The organism is Ignavibacteriales bacterium, from assembly GCA_016709765.1.
Lineage (GTDB): Bacteria > Bacteroidota > Ignavibacteria > Ignavibacteriales > Ignavibacteriaceae > IGN3.
Window position 1 is genome coordinate 475,247 of the sequence record JADJMD010000012.1, and the last position, 17,842, is coordinate 493,088.

The 17,842-nt window shown below is 32.2% G+C and carries 10 protein-coding genes; 3 read left to right on the forward strand and 7 right to left on the reverse strand.

The window, feature by feature from the left end:
* Nucleotides 1–10: 10 nt before the first annotated feature.
* The 5 genes from IPJ23_07945 to wecB are packed head-to-tail and all read right to left on the reverse strand — an operon-like array spanning nt 11 to nt 9,777.
* Nucleotides 11–2,104, reverse strand: a complete 2,094-nt coding sequence (locus IPJ23_07945; protein MBK7630618.1) for a T9SS type A sorting domain-containing protein — start codon at nt 2,102–2,104, stop codon at nt 11–13.
* Nucleotides 2,105–3,352 carry a hypothetical protein gene (locus tag IPJ23_07950; protein MBK7630619.1) on the reverse strand — a complete coding sequence of 416 codons (1,248 nt, stop codon included), beginning with the start codon at nt 3,350–3,352 and terminating at the stop codon, nt 2,105–2,107.
* Nucleotides 3,349–4,626: a glycosyltransferase family 2 protein gene (locus IPJ23_07955; protein ID MBK7630620.1), complete on the reverse strand. Its 1,278-nt coding sequence runs from the start codon at nt 4,624–4,626 to the stop codon at nt 3,349–3,351. Before IPJ23_07955 ends, IPJ23_07950 begins: the two co-directional genes overlap by 4 nt.
* Nucleotides 4,623–8,579, reverse strand: coding sequence for a DUF2334 domain-containing protein (locus IPJ23_07960; protein MBK7630621.1), 3,957 nt, complete (start codon nt 8,577–8,579; stop codon nt 4,623–4,625). Before IPJ23_07960 ends, IPJ23_07955 begins: the two co-directional genes overlap by 4 nt.
* Nucleotides 8,563–9,777: a UDP-N-acetylglucosamine 2-epimerase (non-hydrolyzing) gene (gene wecB / locus IPJ23_07965; protein MBK7630622.1), complete on the reverse strand. Its 1,215-nt coding sequence runs from the start codon at nt 9,775–9,777 to the stop codon at nt 8,563–8,565. Before wecB ends, IPJ23_07960 begins: the two co-directional genes overlap by 17 nt.
* Before the next feature lie 535 nt (nt 9,778–10,312).
* On the opposite strand from wecB, the gene secD reads away from it, so the two are divergent.
* Together secD and secF are read left to right on the forward strand one after the other, a co-directional pair.
* Nucleotides 10,313–12,250 carry a protein translocase subunit SecD gene (gene secD, locus IPJ23_07970; GenBank protein ID MBK7630623.1) on the forward strand — a complete coding sequence of 646 codons (1,938 nt, stop codon included), beginning with the start codon at nt 10,313–10,315 and terminating at the stop codon, nt 12,248–12,250.
* A 27-nt stretch (nt 12,251–12,277) separates the two neighbouring features.
* The gene (gene secF, locus IPJ23_07975) at nt 12,278–13,420 is read left to right on the forward strand and encodes a protein translocase subunit SecF (GenBank protein MBK7630624.1); all 1,143 of its coding nucleotides are present in this window, start codon (nt 12,278–12,280) and stop codon (nt 13,418–13,420) included.
* Between the two features lie 99 nt (nt 13,421–13,519).
* On the opposite strand, the gene IPJ23_07980 is transcribed toward secF, so the two are convergent.
* On the reverse strand, nt 13,520–13,822 hold the full coding sequence (locus tag IPJ23_07980; protein ID MBK7630625.1) for a hypothetical protein: 303 nt from the start codon (nt 13,820–13,822) through the stop codon (nt 13,520–13,522).
* 515 nt (nt 13,823–14,337) lie between these two features.
* On the opposite strand from IPJ23_07980, the gene IPJ23_07985 reads away from it, so the two are divergent.
* A complete protein-coding gene (locus IPJ23_07985) occupies nt 14,338–14,709 on the forward strand; it encodes a hypothetical protein (GenBank protein ID MBK7630626.1) in 372 nt (123 codons plus the stop codon).
* Nucleotides 14,710–15,270: 561 nt separating this feature from the next.
* Here the strand turns inward: IPJ23_07985 and IPJ23_07990 are convergent.
* Nucleotides 15,271–17,832, reverse strand: coding sequence for a SpoIIE family protein phosphatase (locus IPJ23_07990; GenBank protein ID MBK7630627.1), 2,562 nt, complete (start codon nt 17,830–17,832; stop codon nt 15,271–15,273).
* Nucleotides 17,833–17,842: the final 10 nt, after the last annotated feature.

Genomic DNA, 17,842 nt, shown 5'->3' on the forward strand with positions numbered 1-17,842 from the left:
AGCACTCACGTTACTTGAGTAATATCATCTTCTTTGTTACTATAAAATTGCCTGCTTGTATTCTGTACAAATACACTCCGCTTGGTAAGCTGCTAGCATTAAAATCAATTTCGTATTTGCCTGCATTACGATATTCATTTACTAATATTGCAATTTCATTTCCAAGGATATCATACACTTTTAATGTTTGCCAACCACTCAATGCAGAATACCAACGAATTTTTGTTGTAGGATTAAATGGATTTGGATAATTCTGAAACACTTCAAATTCTTTAGGTGAATCAAGATAATTAAATCCGTGTTCATTGATGCTTGTGACATTTCCGGGATTTCCTGTTGCAAGTACAGTTCCATTATCACCACAGATCCATGCTGTGGTATCATCAAAAACTTCTAATCCAAATAGATCATAACCTGTTTTTGCAAACTCACTTTGCCAGCTTAATCCGCCATTTGAACTATGAAGTACAAGACCTGTATCCCCAATTGCCCAAATAGAATTTTCTGATATGGCTTTAATAAGATAAATATTATTTGGAGTGCCGCTTGTTTGAGTAAACCAGGTTGTTCCACCATTTGTAGTCTTAATTATTATACCAAAGGAGCCGGCACAATAACCAATATTCAGATTAATAAAGTGTGGATAGAAAAGTGCATTAGTAGTTGAACTATTTTGTTGAATCCAGGAAACACCACCATTTGTTGTTCTTAGTACAAGTCCATCTTCACCAGTTATCCAGCCATTATTTAGATCTATAAAAGTTACACCAAAAAGTAATTTAGTTGTGCCGGATATTTGTTTAACCCAAGTTATGCCGCCATTGATTGTGTGAATTAATTCACCCAAATCACCAACAGCCCAACCATTATTTCCATCAACAAAACAAATACTTAATAAGGTGTTAGTTGTATTAGTTGTTTGTTGAATCCAGTTAGTACCGCCATTAGAAGTATGTAAAAGAACTCCAAGATCTCCAACAAGCCATAAGTTATTTTGATCAGACATATCTGCACCGTAAAACGAATCACCTGTAATTCCATTGTGAATATCATTCCAAGTTATTCCGCCATCAATTGTTTTTATAATTCTTCCATACTGTCCAACTCCAAATCCATTTACATCTTCGGAAAATGTTACCCAGTTAATACTAATGTTCATACCTTTATTCCAAAAATCCCAGGGATCTGAGTTATTCTTTTTTGCTAATAGACCATATTCACCGGCAATAAATTTTATTCCAGAAAATTCTGAGATATGATGTATTGAAGCATAAGTATCTAAATTTTCAGAGGACCATGAGGCACCAGAATTTGAGGACTTGAGTATTAATCCGTTATCACCTACTAGCCAAAAGTCCGATGTTGTAGAAAAAAGAATATCATTTAAACCAAGAGTTGTGTTAGATATGATAGAGTTCCAATTTGTACCAGAGTTTGTTGTTTTAAATATCGATCCATTTATACCAACAGCAAATCCGGTAGTAGAATTAATAAACCTTATTTGCTGTAATGTTGCCCCGGTATTCTTTTGAACAATCCAATCTGTTCCTCCGTTAATTGTATGAAGTATATATCCTGCAGATCCAACGATCCAACCTTCTGTTAAACTATTAAAATGAACACCGTTAAAGCTTATGTTATTTGGCAATAGTGGCACTACTTGAATTATCCAATTAGTTCCACCATCACTTGTTCTGATAATTCTTTTATTATCACCAACAGCCCAACCATTATTTTTGTCCACAAAACAAACTGCATTCAAACCATTCTGTATCCCGCTATTTTGTTCAATCCAATGAAATCCATTGTTAGTAGTTTTTAAAATCATACCATTATCCCCAACAATCCAGGCAGTAACCGAATCCGCTAAAGCAATATCGCGTAAATTGTCTGTAACCGCTTCGTATTGTATTTCCCATGTTAATCCATGATCTGAGGAAAATAAAATTGTTCCCCATTCGCCAACTGCATACCCATAGTGTTCATTGTAAAATTCTATTGCCCACAGATTATTTCCCTGAGGTTTTGGATATTGCCAATTCCAATCGCTTGCAATCGTAAGTGTGCAAAGTGAAAAAATAAAAAGTATAATTTTTTGAAACATTTAAAACTCCGTATAAAAGCCAAAACCAATGGATAAAGAAATGTAGTAGGCTGAAAAATCATTGTAAGCATCATTTGATTGATTACGGACAAAACCTGAACTTAGTGCAACCCCCATTCCAACGTTATCTGATAAGTTAAAGTATCGAGAAATATACAGCTCACTAAACGTTCGCAAATCAACTCGCTGATCTGCAGTTTTGTTTCCAATCAAATCTAAAGCTGGCGCACCAAACAGTTTTTGTTGAAATGACAAATCAAGTTTTAATTCAATATCATAAAATAATTTTTGAGTAATTTGAGATTTAATCTCATATCCTTCATAACTGAAATAATCATTATAGATATCTTCAGTAAGAAAAGTTGTGTTCGCATATTGGGCAAGGTATCTAACTAAAGTGTTTGGATTATATCTATACAATAAATTTGCTTGAAGAGAAGTCTGCCCCAAAGTAGTGCGCATAAAAATATCAGCGACAAATTGGGCTGTACCATTTGCCATAGGAGAAATCAGAATACCTTTGTCCGATGGTACTGTAATTTTGGCACCGGTTTTTCCTTTACCTGTATACTTGGTAGTAAAACTTCTAGCAACTTCAAATTTACTTGTATCGTAGATTGATTCCGTATAGTATTTAAAACCACTTGAAAGATTAAGACCATAGTTAAACGTGCTGGTAGGTTTATTTCCTATCTGAAGATTTACAATATCAGTAATATTAGATAGTACAGTAATGTTGGAATAATCTCTATAACCGAATGTATTGGAAAATTCAAGAAAATAATCATCTGAAATTAAAAATTTGTATGCAGTTAAAGCACTGGTTCCAAAATTATTGAAGTCTTGGAATATTTCTTTATCGTGTCTTCCACCAACTTTAAGAGAAAATGTTAGCAGCGGACTAATTGATAGATTTGATACATCTTTACTATAATCATTTTCAAGATTTTCTTCTTTGAAATCAATTGCATATGTGGACGTTAAATTATGCTCATAATAATTTCTATCTTCAAACCTGTTAAATATAACCAATCCACTAACGTAACTTAAGCTTAGTTTGGAACGATCAAATTCTTTCGAGTAGTTAAATTCTGTATAAGTTTGTTTTAATTGGTCATCAAGTTCTTGATAATTATAAAGTGGATTTTGATAATAACCATAGCTAGCAGAACTATACAAAGATAGTTGTGCAAAACTATTTACAGTAAATAAAACAATAAGTGATAATATTATTATTCTAATTTTCATTTTGTTTTCTTCTCAGGTGCTAAATCAAATCTTACTGTTTTATCCCATACATGTTTTTCTTTTTTTATGTACTCGATGTAAAAAGATTTTATAACCAAATAAATCCAAAGCTGGCAATAACTGAAATACATCAACACTATAAGCCAAATTTTTCCAAAACTATCTTCTTCATCATAAGAAATAGATACAATTATCTCGAATATGAAAAGTACAAATGCCATAACCCAAACAATTGTATATGGGCCGGGTAAAGACATACTAACTAAATCCATTGCACTGATTATAAAAAGAAAATCTGATATTAGAATTGCAAAGAAAAAGATATAGTATAGTGCAAGATTGTAAAGTAAATCAAAAGCAAGACGCTTATTTTTAAAGTGGGGTATCTGTTTAAAGAACTTTGAAATCACGTAATGGTTTCCTCTAACCCATCTTAGTCGCTGCTTAATCCAAACTTTCCATTCCTGTGGTTCTTGTTCATAGGTTACTGAGTAAGGTATATATTTAATTTTATATCCTTCCTGATAAATTCTTATACTTAATTCAGAATCTTCAGTAAGTGCTTCTTCATCCCAGCCGTTAAGTTTTCTTATTAAGCTTGTCCACATTACAAAATTAGTTCCGGGTAACGTTGCGATGTTATGGATTTGCCATCTACCCGCCTGAAGCATTGATTGGAAACTTAATGTCTCAATGTTTATAAACTTTGTAAGTAAGTTTTCATTTTTATTAATAGTTCTGAATTTGCCAAGTACTGCGCCAAGTCCTTTATTTAATATAAGCTGAGCTGCCAAATATTTGAGTGCATTTTTATCCGGTGTATTATCAGCATCATAAATTGCAATTATTTCTGATTCAACAATTTCCAACGCAAGGTTAAGTGCTCTTGATTTACCTTTTCCACCCAAACCCTTTGGAACATCAAACAAAACAACTCTATCATCGTTCTGAATGAATTGATTAATTATTTGTTTTGTTAAATCTACTGAGCCATCATTTATAACAATTATTTTTAGTTTTTCTTTTGGATAATCCAGTTGCAGCATTGATTCTATAGTTCGTCCAATTACTTTTTCTTCATTGTGGGCGGGGATTAAAATAGAACAAGTTGGCAAATTAAAATGATTTTCGTCAACAAATCTTTTTTCTTTAAATGATTTTATATAATTGATGTATCCAAAAACTGAAAGCACAAATTGGTACGCAATCATAAACCAGATAAGTATTACTGTTATTAGAAATATTACGCTAAGATCTAATTCTAAATTTGTCATTGTTTAATCTCTTGCAGTCTATACTTATGGTTTAAATATTTTACTGATAAATACATTATTAAAAGCAGCACAATAGAAAATGTTCCGAAAAGTGCTATGCTTGTTGAAGACCAGAAGCTTGTAAGGTTTACACCTTTTGAAAATGCATCACCAACAGTCAAATCAACGTTGTGTGTTCCAACAGGTAAGAAAATGCTGAAGCAATCTTCACCTTCCATTATTTTGAATTTGTAATTCTTGCCATCAACGGTTACTTCTGTTGGCACTCGATTTAGCGAAATAATTGTTCGTGTATCAGATTCATAAGTAAATAATAAATCTTGATAACCATATTTGATCGAAAGCAGATTCCCACTGAAAGAAAGTATCTTTGTCTGTAGTTCTGTTGGATTAAATTGGTCATCGCTAGTGTTGAATTTAACAAGATTGATTCCAGCTGGTATTATAAATGAATTATTTCTACCTGGCGAAATTGTATTATTATTAAGACTAATACTTGTAACCCTTTTCGGTAACTCTAAAGTGAAAGAAGTTGGAGAATAATATTCAATTCCATCCTTAACAACTTTATATTTAACTTCACTTGCTAAAGCATAAGGCATGTAATAAAGGTCTTGTGGATTAACGCTCGATTCCGAATAAATAGTTAGTCTTGGTGCCCCTAAAGAAGCTGATCTAACCATATGAAAGCTTTCAGTTCCTGTTTGTGTTAATGTTGGAAATTGTATTATATCATTCTCATTTCTGAATTTCAAAATGTTTAGATCCAGCATCAACTTACTTTTATCACTAATCTTTTCTAAATATAGTTTTCCAATATCAAAATATCTGTTTGGATTTGTTGACCATAGATGCTGAGGATCTTCAACCTGAAGTATAAAATTGTACTTCTTTTGCAACTTTAAAATATTATCCATGTCATCAGCAATATATTCACGAAGTTCAGGTGAGCCATAACTATCCATTGCTGTTACAATAATCTGAAATCCCTTTTTGCGATTTGCTATCTCTTGAAATGAATTTAAAAGTATTTCGTAAACTTGATTAAGCTTTTTAACTCTATAATCAATTACACTTTTTCTTACTTGTGAATTGTTTTCCCAATAATATTTTGAAGTCGTATCAAATATTTTAGGAAGATCGATACCATATTTTTCCTTTACTTCTTTTTGAGCAGAAGAATGCATTGGAGTAAATAAGGTAGGACTTTCAAATCCTAATCCTGCTTCAAAATATAACTCAGCAAGATTGACTCCATCCCAATCATAGTTTTCAAGAAACTTTACAAATTCATTTTTCATATTATTTACACATTGGGCATCCGTAAGGGCTACTGGATATCGCCATGATGGTCTAACATCTTCTCCTAAATAATTCTTCTCTCTCCACTCAGGATGATCAGCCCAGAATTTTTGACTTACTTGAGGCGGCTCTAACCATGCATAAACCAGAATACCATTTGCGTGTGCAAGCTTGATTAAGGTTTTATAATCGTAAGTATATTTTGGATATTGATGCCAGCCTGCGGCATGTATAATTCTAATTCCCTGTTTTACCCACTGCTTAACCAATTTTTCTATACTGATCTTTGATCTAAAACCGGGATCAAAATAAACTTCTAAATTATTTTTTTTGATTGTTGGCTTTAGATGAAAATATTGTCTTACATATTCCAGTAAGTATGGATAGTGACTGTATCCAAGCTGTGAATGGGGATCAAATTTAGAACTAATGTAAATAACTTTTCCATCACCATATTTTTTACCAATAACCATAGGAAATTCTGTAGCCTGATCAAAACAGAATACTTCTTCAACATCATTTGTTTCAAATTTGTTAACTAGTTCTTGATCACTCCAAACAATTTTTTCTTCGTGAAAATTATTATCTCGAATACCTACAACCTTTATTTGTGTAGATGTGTACTTGATTCCAAGTTCTTCAGATAAATAGTTTTTAGTGTCAGTAATTACATTTCCACCGCTTTTTACAAAGTTGGTTATAATATTATAATCGGTTGGTTTAAGTGATTCTACAGCTGTGTACGGAACAATTAATAAATTGTAGTTGCCCAAATCAATATGTTGATTAGAAAATATTGTGTCAACAATTAAGTTAACACTCTGAAATACTGAAGCTAAAGATGCTTGATCATTGTATGCTGCACCTTTTGCAAAGTGATTCCATAATATCACAACACGAGGCTCATTCCAATTCTCGTTTATATCAAAAATCTCATCATATTTATTACTTACGTTTTGAAATAAGTTTTCTAAAAAACCTGGCTCACTTTTTAAAAACTCGGTTAGCTCTGCATTATAATATTCACCTGGTTTTAAATTTATTTTTTTTGAGATAGTACCAATAGTTCTTTTATCGGCAATTTTTTTCTCTTTTATCTTACCATCCTGATCAAAATAAGTCTCAGTTACATATTGATCATCAACTATTAAGGAATAATTCTGAGTGCCGGAAAGTAGTATTTGCTTTTTAGATTTAACTGAATTGATTTCATCTTTTAGATTTAAAAATGTGTAGCCCATTTTCTCAATTTCATCGATTAGTTCTTTTAGGATATCGATATCAAGAAAAGAATGAAAGAAAAATGAAGCAAAACCATCACGAACATTTAAATTTGCTTTTGCTCCACTTAAGATTTCAACTACAGATTTTTTTACTTCTTTGGGATCAAGATTAAGAGGGATATAACCTAAATTTTCGGGGTAAATTTTTTGACCATACAAATCCTTATAAATTATATAAGGAAAAAACTGACAGTAATCAGGATTTTCAATTGATAGTCTTTGTTCAATTGCAGAACTGAAATAATTAGAAATAGTTTCATAAAAAATATTTGAAGCAGTATAGTGCGGTGTTTCCCATAATAATGGATGAAGACCATTTTTAGAATATTCACTTAGCCCCATTTCAATTTTTCTACTAATTAAGTTAGCCTTTTCATCTTGAATTGGGAGGTTAAGATTTGCATCCCAGAATTCAAAATCAGATGCGGTTACATCTTTGTATTGATGAGTTATACCGTGCATTACAATAGTTCCACCATTTATTTCAGCATAGCGCAATGCATCTGCCATATCTGGTTTCTCAGAAAGACTAATACGGATTCCTTCTATTGGATCAACATAAAATGGCACAACACCAATTAAAAATGGGATGCCTCTTTCAGATAAGTAGTCAGTAATATCTCTTATTTTATCCGGGTCATCTAATGGTGTAACATCTTCAATTCTTACAATCGCCGTATGAGATTCTTCGTGTTGTTCATTTAAAATTTCGTGAAGATAATCGGCAAACAGTAAATAGCGGTCTGTAGAATTTGCATAAGCAAATGGCGAGTCTGCAATGTAAACCAAATTATTAGATTTAACTATGTATGGAACTTCATGTTTCTTTTTTGATGATATAGCAGTTGCAATGATTTCAACTTTATTGTAGTCAGATATTTCGATCATATTAATATTTCCTTCACCTTTAGTAAAGGATTTATTGTTTGATTTTACTAAATCAAACATACTGGCTGTGTCAAGTTTTGTTACTTTAAACCCAAATAAATCTAATGTATTAATTTTGTTGGAAAATTCGATGAATCCGGTATTAATCCAGGTAGTTGGTTTATTTGTTTTTACAATATCATTTAGAAAAGTAATAGGAACCGAATTATTTAGATAGAATCCTATATAAAAAATATAATCATAGTTATTTATCGAAGATGATTTATATTCATCAACTCCTATTACGTCCGTTATTGTGTTAAAATGTCCGAGCAGTTGAGCCAATTGTCTTCCATCCCCCATAGCTAAGTTGGTTAATTCAGAAGTCCCTTGCACAACAACTAACACTCCTTTTTGCTTATAATTATTTTCTCCAAAAATTTGGAGTGATAAAAATGAAATAAGAAGTATTAAAAAATATATTTTAGAAATTATTTTCATATTCCAAATTCTCTGTTAGCAAGATATGATTTGAGTTTTCTTTTATCGCCAGCGGATCAAATTCAACAACTGGAATGTTAGAAATCTGGAAATAATTCTTAATTATCTGTATTGTTCGTTTTGATGACAAACCATCTCCATATGGGTTTACAGCAGAAGCCATTTTAATATATTCGTCCTCATTATTAAGTAAGTTATCGGCAGTAGTAAAAATAGTGTGCTCATCTAATCCAACAAGTTTAACTGTACCGTATTCTACTGCTTCAGGTCTTTCTGTAACTTCTCTTAAAACAAGTATAGGAATTCCAAAATGAGGACCTTCTTCTTGAACGCCACCAGAGTCTGTTAAAATTAAATATGACTTAGACATCAGATTTACAAAATCCAGATAATCCAGCGGGCTTATTAAAAAAATATTTGAGATGTTATCTAAAATTGAATGAACAACTTCTTGAACTTTAGGATTAAGATGTATAGGAAATATGAAATTATATTCTTTGTAGCATAGAGCAAGCTTTTTTATCGCATTGCACGCGCTTTTCATTGGCTCACCCAAATTTTCTCGGCGATGCATAGTTACAAGTATGATTTTTTTCTCTTGGTCAATGATCTGATTTAAGGAATCTGACGAAAAGATATAATCTTTTTTAACCGAATAACTTAATGCATCAATAACAGTATTTCCCGTAACAAAAATATTTTCAGAATTAACATTTTCTGTAATTAGTGCTTCTTTAGCCGTATGTGTTGGTGCAAAATGAAGATCGGTTATTGTGCTTGTCAATCTTCGGTTTATCTCTTCCGGAAAAGGATTGTTTTTATCATTTGTTCTTAAACCCGCCTCAATGTGTCCAACAGGTATTTGTCTATAAAATGCTGCTAAACTTCCAACAAACGTCGTTGTCGTATCTCCTTGCACTAAAACCAAGTCAGGTTTTTCCTTTTCAAAAATTAAATCAAGTTCTTCAATAGTGTTTTTTGTAATCGTGGCAAGTGTTTGCGAAGGCTTCATTATGTTTAAATCATAATCAGGTTTTATATTAAATACATCCAAAACCTGATCAAGCATTTGACGATGTTGAGCTGTTGCAATAGTTATTATTTCGAAGTGTTCAGTTTGTTGTTCCAACTCTTTAATTATTGGAGCCATTTTAATTGTGTCTGGCCTGGTCCCAAAAATTACTGCAATCTTTTTCATCTAATATTCCTAAAAGTAATCTCAGTTTTTAGTTTTATGTTTGAAATGCAACGTTGAATATTCAGAAACAATTTTGCATTCTAATTGAATAAACAAATTATTCGGTCTTACATCATAAATTTTCAAGCCAGAAATTTTTATAAGAGAATAGTTTTCTTTAGTGCATTATTGAGGGTTTTTAAAAGAAGAATCGACAAGCTAGTATTCCATTTCGTCGAAGAATTCAACAATTTGGTCGAACTTTATATTTATAAATTTCTGTTTATGAGCAAATTGTCATTAAGATTTTTATAAAGAAATCACACCCATTAAACTATTTGTCGCCGAATCCCCAACATAAAAATAATTCAAGATAGCAAATCCGTAAACACGGCTTACCTTACTTTGAAAAAGTTTATTTTTCGGGTAAATCAGTATTATTTAACAATGGGATTCATTCTAAATACTTAATTTTTATTGACTTTCTTAGCCTTTACCCGTAAGTTTGACAGCTATTTTTTTAAAGACCCTTTTATTTACTAAAAATTATTAAAGCATGAAAGAATACAGATTTAAGATCATTCTCATTCTAGCATTTATCGCTCTAAGTGCATATCTGCTATATCCTACTTTTCAGGATTATCAAAACAACAAAGCATTAACGGCAACTCTTAATTCCACAAGGGAAAAGGTTCGAAAACTTAATCCGGAGCTATCAAAAGATCAGGTTGAAAAGTTGGTTACTCTTGTTGAAGACAGCATTAAAATAGCTGATCCTTCAATACTTGAGGCAAGAAAAAAGAGAGTTAAACTTGGCTTGGATCTTCAAGGTGGTATGCGTGTTGTGTTAGAAGTTAACACCGGAAAATTATTAGAAAAAATCGCTAATAATCCGGATGATGTTTTCAAAAAAGTATTAGCCGAAGCTCAAGCAGAAGCATTAAAAACTGATGAATCTGTTGTTGATATTATAGGCAGAAAATTTAAAGATCGAAATGTTAGATTGAGCCGATACTACGGTACTATCAGACAAGATGATGCTGAAATAATGGATGAATTAAAAAAATCAGCAGAAGATGCAGTTAATCGCGCGATGGAAATTATCAGAAACAGAGTTGATCAATACGGCGTTTCTGAACCTTCCATATCCAGACAGGGCAGCAGAAGAGTTATTGTTGAGTTACCGGGCGTTGCAAAGGAAGAAGAAGCAAAACAGCTTTTGCAGGGTACAGCTTTACTTGAGTTTAGATTAGTTAAAGATGCCGAACTTACTTTTCCTATTATGCAAAGAATTGATGATGTTCTTGCAAAAAGAAATCAATCAGGTGTAAAAGATTCTCTAGGTAGTGAAATAGCTGCTTTGGATACAACTAAAAAGAGCAATGATACTACTGCAGCAACTGATACAACAAAACAATTAACCGAAGAAGAATTTAAAATTCAACATCCTTTCTTTTCGGTAGCAGTATTAAATCCACAAAGTCCGAATGCTGATGCATATGTAAATAAGGATGATAGAAATAAAATTGAGTATTGGTTAAGCTTACCCGAAGTTCAAAAAGTAATTCCGGATAATGTAGAATTTGTTTTCCATTCAAAGCCATTTACTACACAGGATGGAAAAACTATTTTTCAAATGTATATGGTAAACAAGACACCGGAATTAACCGGTGGCGTTGTTACTGATGCGAATGCAAATATAGATCCAAATACATCTTCGCCTATTGTTAATATGACTATGAACTCTGAAGGTGCTACTGATTGGGCAAGGATAACTGGCGCAAATATTGGGAAACGAATTGCGATTATGCTTGATGGTGTTGTTTTTACTGCACCCAATGTAAAAGGCAAAATCCCCGGTGGACGTTCGCAGATCGAAGGTTCAGAAAGTATGGAAGAAGCTAAACTGCTTGAGATTGTTCTTAAAGCCGGCGCACTTCCTGCTCCTGTTGATGCTATTGAAGAAAGAATTGTTGGTCCCTCATTGGGTCAGGATTCTATATCAAGTGGATTTAGTTCTGCAATGATAGGTTACATTGCGGTTGGTCTATTTATGATATTCTATTACAGACAGGCTGGTACAGTAGCAGCGCTTACCCTTGTACTTGTAATTCTTTTTATACTTGGTATCCTGGCTGGGTTTAGTGCTACATTAACACTACCTGGCATTGCTGGTATCGTTCTTACAATTGGTATGGCCGTGGATGCCAATGTTCTTATCTTTGAAAGAATAAGAGAAGAAATGGCAACCGGTAAAACGATGAAAGCATCAATCGATAGCGGTTTTTCAAGAGCCTATTCAGCTATTATCGATTCAAACATTACTACGTTTTTTACTGGTATCATTCTCTATCAGTTCGGTACCGGTCCTGTTCAAGGTTTTGCGCTAACATTAATGATCGGTATCGCAGCTTCTTTATTTGGTGCTCTTGTTATTTCAAGACTTGTATTAGATATCCTCGTTTCCAGAGGCGTTAAAATCAGCGTAGGTTAAAATTTTTATTTAGGAGTTAATTTATAAATGCGAGTATTTCATAATTTAAATGTTGATTTTTTAGGGAAGAGAAAATTTTTCTATATATTTTCTCTTACTTTATTTTTAATAGGATTATTAAGTGTAATCTTTAAAGGATTAAGCTTTGGTATTGATTTTAAGGGCGGATCCGAAATTGTTCTTCAGTTTGAAAAACAAATTGATATAGCGGAAGTAAGAAAAGATATTGAAAATATTGGTCTTGGGAATGTTGAAGTTAGAACATTTGGTGGCGAAACCGGGGCCCTAATTAGAACAGAACTTCAGCAACTGCCTGAAAATGTTTATCCAAATGTTGTCAAAGGCATTGAGGATGAAATTAAGAAAATTATACCAAACGTTGGCTTTAACATTGTTGAAAAAACAGCTACTTCAATTACATATTCTTTTCCCAATGCGGAAACAACAAACTTAATTTCAGAAAAACTTTTTGAGGTAGGATTTCAGTCTGCCAAAGTTTCTGAAGAACCGGATAACAAACAAATTGATGTAAGTGTTGGTATAGCAGATTGGATTAAAGAAAACCTTAGAGAAAAAATCAAAGGTAATTCTTTTAATGTAGTTAAAGAAGATCGAGTCGGCCCCAAAATAGGTGATGAGTTAAAAAGAGATGCCGTTATTGCTGTATTTTTATCATTAGTAGTTATTCTTATTTACTTAGGATTTAGATTTAAATTTGTTTTTGCTATCGGTGCTGTTGCTGCACTCTTTCACGATGTATTAATAACCCTTGGATTATATTCGGCTTTATACGGTGTTATTCCTGGTTTAAATTTAGATATTGATTTATCAGTTGTTGCCGCTTTTCTTACACTTGTAGGTTACTCAATCAATGACACAGTAATTGTGTTTGATCGTGTTAGAGAGAATATGAAAATTCATAAAACCTTGCCGTTGATGGAGGTGATTAATAAAAGTATTAATCAAACAATGAGCAGAACAATTATTACTGCTTTTACTACATTAATAACTGTACTTATTCTTATGCTATTAGGCGGAGATGTATTAAGAGCATTTGCATTTACTCTTTTCTTCGGTATCATCATTGGTACATATTCATCAATCTTTGTGGCAAGTGCATTCGTACTTGAGTATGCAGAAAGAACAAAGAAAAAAGTTCAGTTTTCTTAAACACAAAATATTTTAGAAAAATTAAAGCCGGTGGAGAAATTCATCGGCTTTTTTGTTTTAATTTTTTAAAAAAAAGAATGGCTCCCAGATTGGATATACTTACCTCAATTGGATTTTAAAAACTCTAACTTCATCTCCTAAGCAAAGAGAATCTTCAATCGCCCAGTCAAGTTTAACGTAAATTGGAAAGATAGGATTTTCTCTTATTATATTGCTTCCTGCTGGTAGTAATCTAAAACGATAAGTGGAACTATTGATATCAATGAAATACCCACCACAGCAAAGATATTCCCATGAATCAACGCCTGTGATTATTCCGTTACTCATAACATCATTTTCATCTTCTGAGCAAGCTAAAAAAATCAACAAAATCATTACACAAACAAATATTATCTTTTTCATATCATCACCATTATTGTTAATGGCAAACATATTAACCTGTAGATGAGATACAATGCATAAAAAAGTTTAATTATCTGGAAATTATAATTGAATGTGGGCAACAAGAATACGGTAATACTCTAAGTTTTTTTATTGATTTGAAAAGATACTTTTAGGATAATGACCGGTATTTTGTATGAAAATCAAAATATTCTTTAACAAATGTTAATTATTACAATTATTATATATCGATTAAAAATAAAGGTTAAGGTGTTATGATAAAATGACTCAACATTTTTAAGCAATAAATATGCCTATTTTTTAAGAATATTTAAGAATAGAATGAGAAATATTAATTGGTACACTAATTTTAAAGACTGCCAACTTTCATTTGAGATAATACGCCAAATATTTAAAACGACCTTTTACTTGCTAATTATAGTTTGATGCCTTCTGCAATAAGGTTATGTTATATCTAGCATTTATGATTAAGATAATCGCGACGTGATTAAATAATAAATTAGATGAGGTTTGTAATGAGCTACACAATTGATTACGAGGAACAAAAAAAAATAGTCCACTTAAGGATTCAAGGAAGAGTAAACTTTAAAATTGTTCAACAATACTCAGCAGATGCAATAAAACTTGCACGGGATTACAATTGCAAAAAGTATTTAATTAATCATTCTAAAACTTTACCTGAAGCGGGAATATACAAGATACACACCGACGGAGACGCTTTAGAAAAGTTCGGATTTACTATTAGCGATAAGATAGCGATTGTAATCTCAAGTGGTAAGAATGATAGTCATTTTTTCGAAAAGGCAGATTCAAATGTTAAGTGGAGTAATTTTAAATATTTTAATACAGTTGAAAAAGCTATAAGTTGGCTGGAGGAGGATGAATAACATTTGGGAAAATTATGTTAATTCATTCCGATTTATAATTGTAACTAACTCTTAGCATAAGGATGTTTAGCAATCAAGGGTTATAGAACTATCAAATCACAAGAAAGTTGAAAGTAGGATAGCGTTTCCAGGGAATATACTGTCCCCGGCTATTATTTGGAAAGTATAAGAATCTTTCCGCCAACTATTGTTTTTTTTTGGGTTGCTTGGCTACCTGTGCTTTTGTCTTTTGTTCTTCTTTACTTTTCTTTTGTTTTTGATCCTTGTTCTTATCCTTTTTGCCGCCTTTGTCGCCCATTGCAATTATCCTTCCTGTTATTATTCAGACCTTATGTTAATGACTTACGATTAAAATACAGATTAGTATAATAACGTACAATTAAGCCAAGGGGTGTTTCAAGTGGGTTTGTGCCAGGTGTAGAAAAGCTATAACCACATTTGATTTTATACCAATAATAGGATAAACTAACAAGGTAAAATAGTCTTTCACTCTTCATTCTTAGTTTGGCAATGAGTGGAGCTAAGGAAGCGAACAACAAATTAACAATCCATTTCAATTTTCTATTTAACTTTCACAATGACCATTGTCATATCATCATTAACCGGGGTGGAGCCTCTAAAGAGTTGTACTTCGCTCCAGACTTTATCCATAACTTCTGTGGAACGATTGTGTGATTTGCCTTTTAATATTTCGTTTAATTTATCTTCTCCAAATAATTCATCATTTTCATTCATTGCTTCAGTTATTCCATCTGAAAAAAAAGCAAATATTTGGTTTGATTTTGTTTTAAGTTCAACTTCCTGCAAGGTTCTTTCAAACACTTCGCCTTTTTCCAAACCCAATCCAATGCCTTCTGTTTTTATTGATTCAACTGTGCCGTTGTTAGCAGTAATTAGCGGCATATGTCCAGCTCTGCAAAATTTAATAGTATTATTTTCGGTATCAAAAAGTGCAAGCGTCATTGTAATAAACCAGCTTCGTTCCATTGATTGATATAATCGTTTATTTATTTCAATCAATATTTCTTTTGGGCTGCTGCTTGATTGTGATGCTAATTGAATCATCGTTTGCAGCTTTGTCATATATAAAGAAGCTGATAATCCTTTGCCGGAAACATCCGCAACTGCTACGAATATTTTTGTTTCGGAAAGCGGGATCAAATCATAATAATCTCCGCCGACTTGCATTGCAGGAATCATCTCCCCACTAATATCTAATCCATTTATATAAGGAATATGTTTTGGCAAAAGCCCCTGTTGTATTTTTTTTGCAAGATCAAGATCTCTTTCAATTTTTATTTTTTCAAGTTCTGTCTTATATAATCTTGCATTCTCTAATGATATTGCTAATTGATTTGCGGCTGCCGTTAAAAGCTCTAAGTCTTTACCACCAAATTTAGAACCCGAATATTTTAATCCAAATAATAATGCACCGATAACCTTAGATTTTACAATCATAGGAATAATTGAATAAATACCTTCTTCAATTAACCTTTCTGCTTTACCTGGGAAAACACTCTCAAAGTCCTGCTGTTCAATGACCGGATAATTTGAAACTAATGATTTTGTTCTAAAGACAGTTATAAGATTAGATTTTTCTATATGACAACTTTGATTCGCAAAGCCTACCCCACGGGCTAATGTCAAGACATCTTCGTCATAATCTCTAATTAAAATTCCAAATTTATTAATCTTTAAAGCATCGATAAAAGTACTAGTTGTTAAATCCAAAATTCTATCAGTCCCAACAACAGTGGAAACATCGTTGCTGAATTGAATTAACACCTTTTGATATGCAAATTGTTCGGGATAAAATTTTCTAGTAAGAAAACCTTGAAACCTATCTTTTGTTGATTGAAATATAAAAGCAAAAATTAAAAAGAAAATTCCAGCAATAAGCCCTTGATTCTCTGCTCCAATAACTCTGCTTATTCCCTGCCCCAATAAATATATTACCACAAAATAAATACCTGCAATCGTAGCCATTGCGGTACCGTAAATAATCGTGTTTCTAACTACAATGCTTACATCAAGTAGATGATACTTAAAGATTGCATATGCAAATATTATTGGAACAAAAACTACAAGTATAATCGGCATATAATATTCTGGGGAATTAAACACAGTATCAGAAATTGCCGGTGCAATAGTACTAACATATAATTGAATCAGGCTTCCAAATGTAAAGGCAATAATAAAAAGTAGAATTGGTTTTTTCTTGATTGGATTTTTTTCTCGTTTGTACTGAATTAATAGAGAGAACCAAGAAGCAATATATATTATTAAAAATGTTATTCTTATAAATAGCTGCCATGATCTAAATAAGCTTAAACTTTTAAAATTTGTCCAGTACAAGGAGCTTGCAAGTATGATACCGGTTAGGCTTAATATAATTGAGGCAGCAATTAAAGCAATCTTTACACTTTTTTTGGAAGCAAATTTAAATTGCATAGGGAAAGACCAAACAAAGTATAGAACTAAAAACTGAACGAATACCTGACTGAAGATAACGACACTGCCGGCTATTAATGCAGTTTTAGGTTTTTCGATAATAAACTTCATAAAGAACAGATCATCAAGCGGAAATAAAACAATTGCTGCAGCCAATACTGTAAATACACCGATCAAATAAAACAGCCTCTGTGCAAGTCCATCCGGCTTAGCAGTAAATACAATAAAGCCTATTATCAGATATAATAAAGCACTTATACTTTGAGCAAGTGAACCAAATTGAACAAGTTTTTTTACAAAAACCTGTGTTCTAAGTATTTCTCCTGTTGGTTTTTTAACAACATAATCAGCCAGTTCACCAGACTTAAATTTATTAAGTATTTCTTGAGCTTGAAGAGTTCCACTAAGTTTAACGTCATCAATTTCCAAAAGTTGGTCACCGTTTCTTATTCCTGCGTTCCACGAAACTCCATTTTCTTTTACCTTAGAAAAAAATATTTCAACAGAATCTTTAGATACTTTTTGGGGATTCCACAAACATTCATCATTGGATTGAAGTCTAACTTCCAGAGAAAAGTAGATAGACAGTACTGCAACAAAGGCAAGCAGCAATGTTAAACCAGAAACAAAGTTCAATCTGTATTTTAAATATATTCTCTTAAATCTGTTCATCGCTATAAAT

Coding starts and splice junctions, on each gene's coding strand:
- IPJ23_07950 (MBK7630619.1), bottom strand. CDS start 3,352: ATGAAAATTAGAATAATAATATTATCACTTATTGTTTTATTTACTGTA.
- wecB (MBK7630622.1), bottom strand. CDS start 9,777: ATGAAAAAGATTGCAGTAATTTTTGGGACCAGGCCAGACACAATTAAA.
- secF (MBK7630624.1), top strand. CDS start 12,278: ATGCGAGTATTTCATAATTTAAATGTTGATTTTTTAGGGAAGAGAAAA.
- IPJ23_07955 (MBK7630620.1), bottom strand. CDS start 4,626: ATGACAAATTTAGAATTAGATCTTAGCGTAATATTTCTAATAACAGTA.
- IPJ23_07960 (MBK7630621.1), bottom strand. CDS start 8,579: ATGAAAATAATTTCTAAAATATATTTTTTAATACTTCTTATTTCATTT.
- secD (MBK7630623.1), top strand. CDS start 10,313: ATGAAAGAATACAGATTTAAGATCATTCTCATTCTAGCATTTATCGCT.
- IPJ23_07980 (MBK7630625.1), bottom strand. CDS start 13,822: ATGAAAAAGATAATATTTGTTTGTGTAATGATTTTGTTGATTTTTTTA.
- IPJ23_07990 (MBK7630627.1), bottom strand. CDS start 17,832: ATGAACAGATTTAAGAGAATATATTTAAAATACAGATTGAACTTTGTT.
- IPJ23_07985 (MBK7630626.1), top strand. CDS start 14,338: ATGAGCTACACAATTGATTACGAGGAACAAAAAAAAATAGTCCACTTA.
- IPJ23_07945 (MBK7630618.1), bottom strand. CDS start 2,104: ATGTTTCAAAAAATTATACTTTTTATTTTTTCACTTTGCACACTTACG.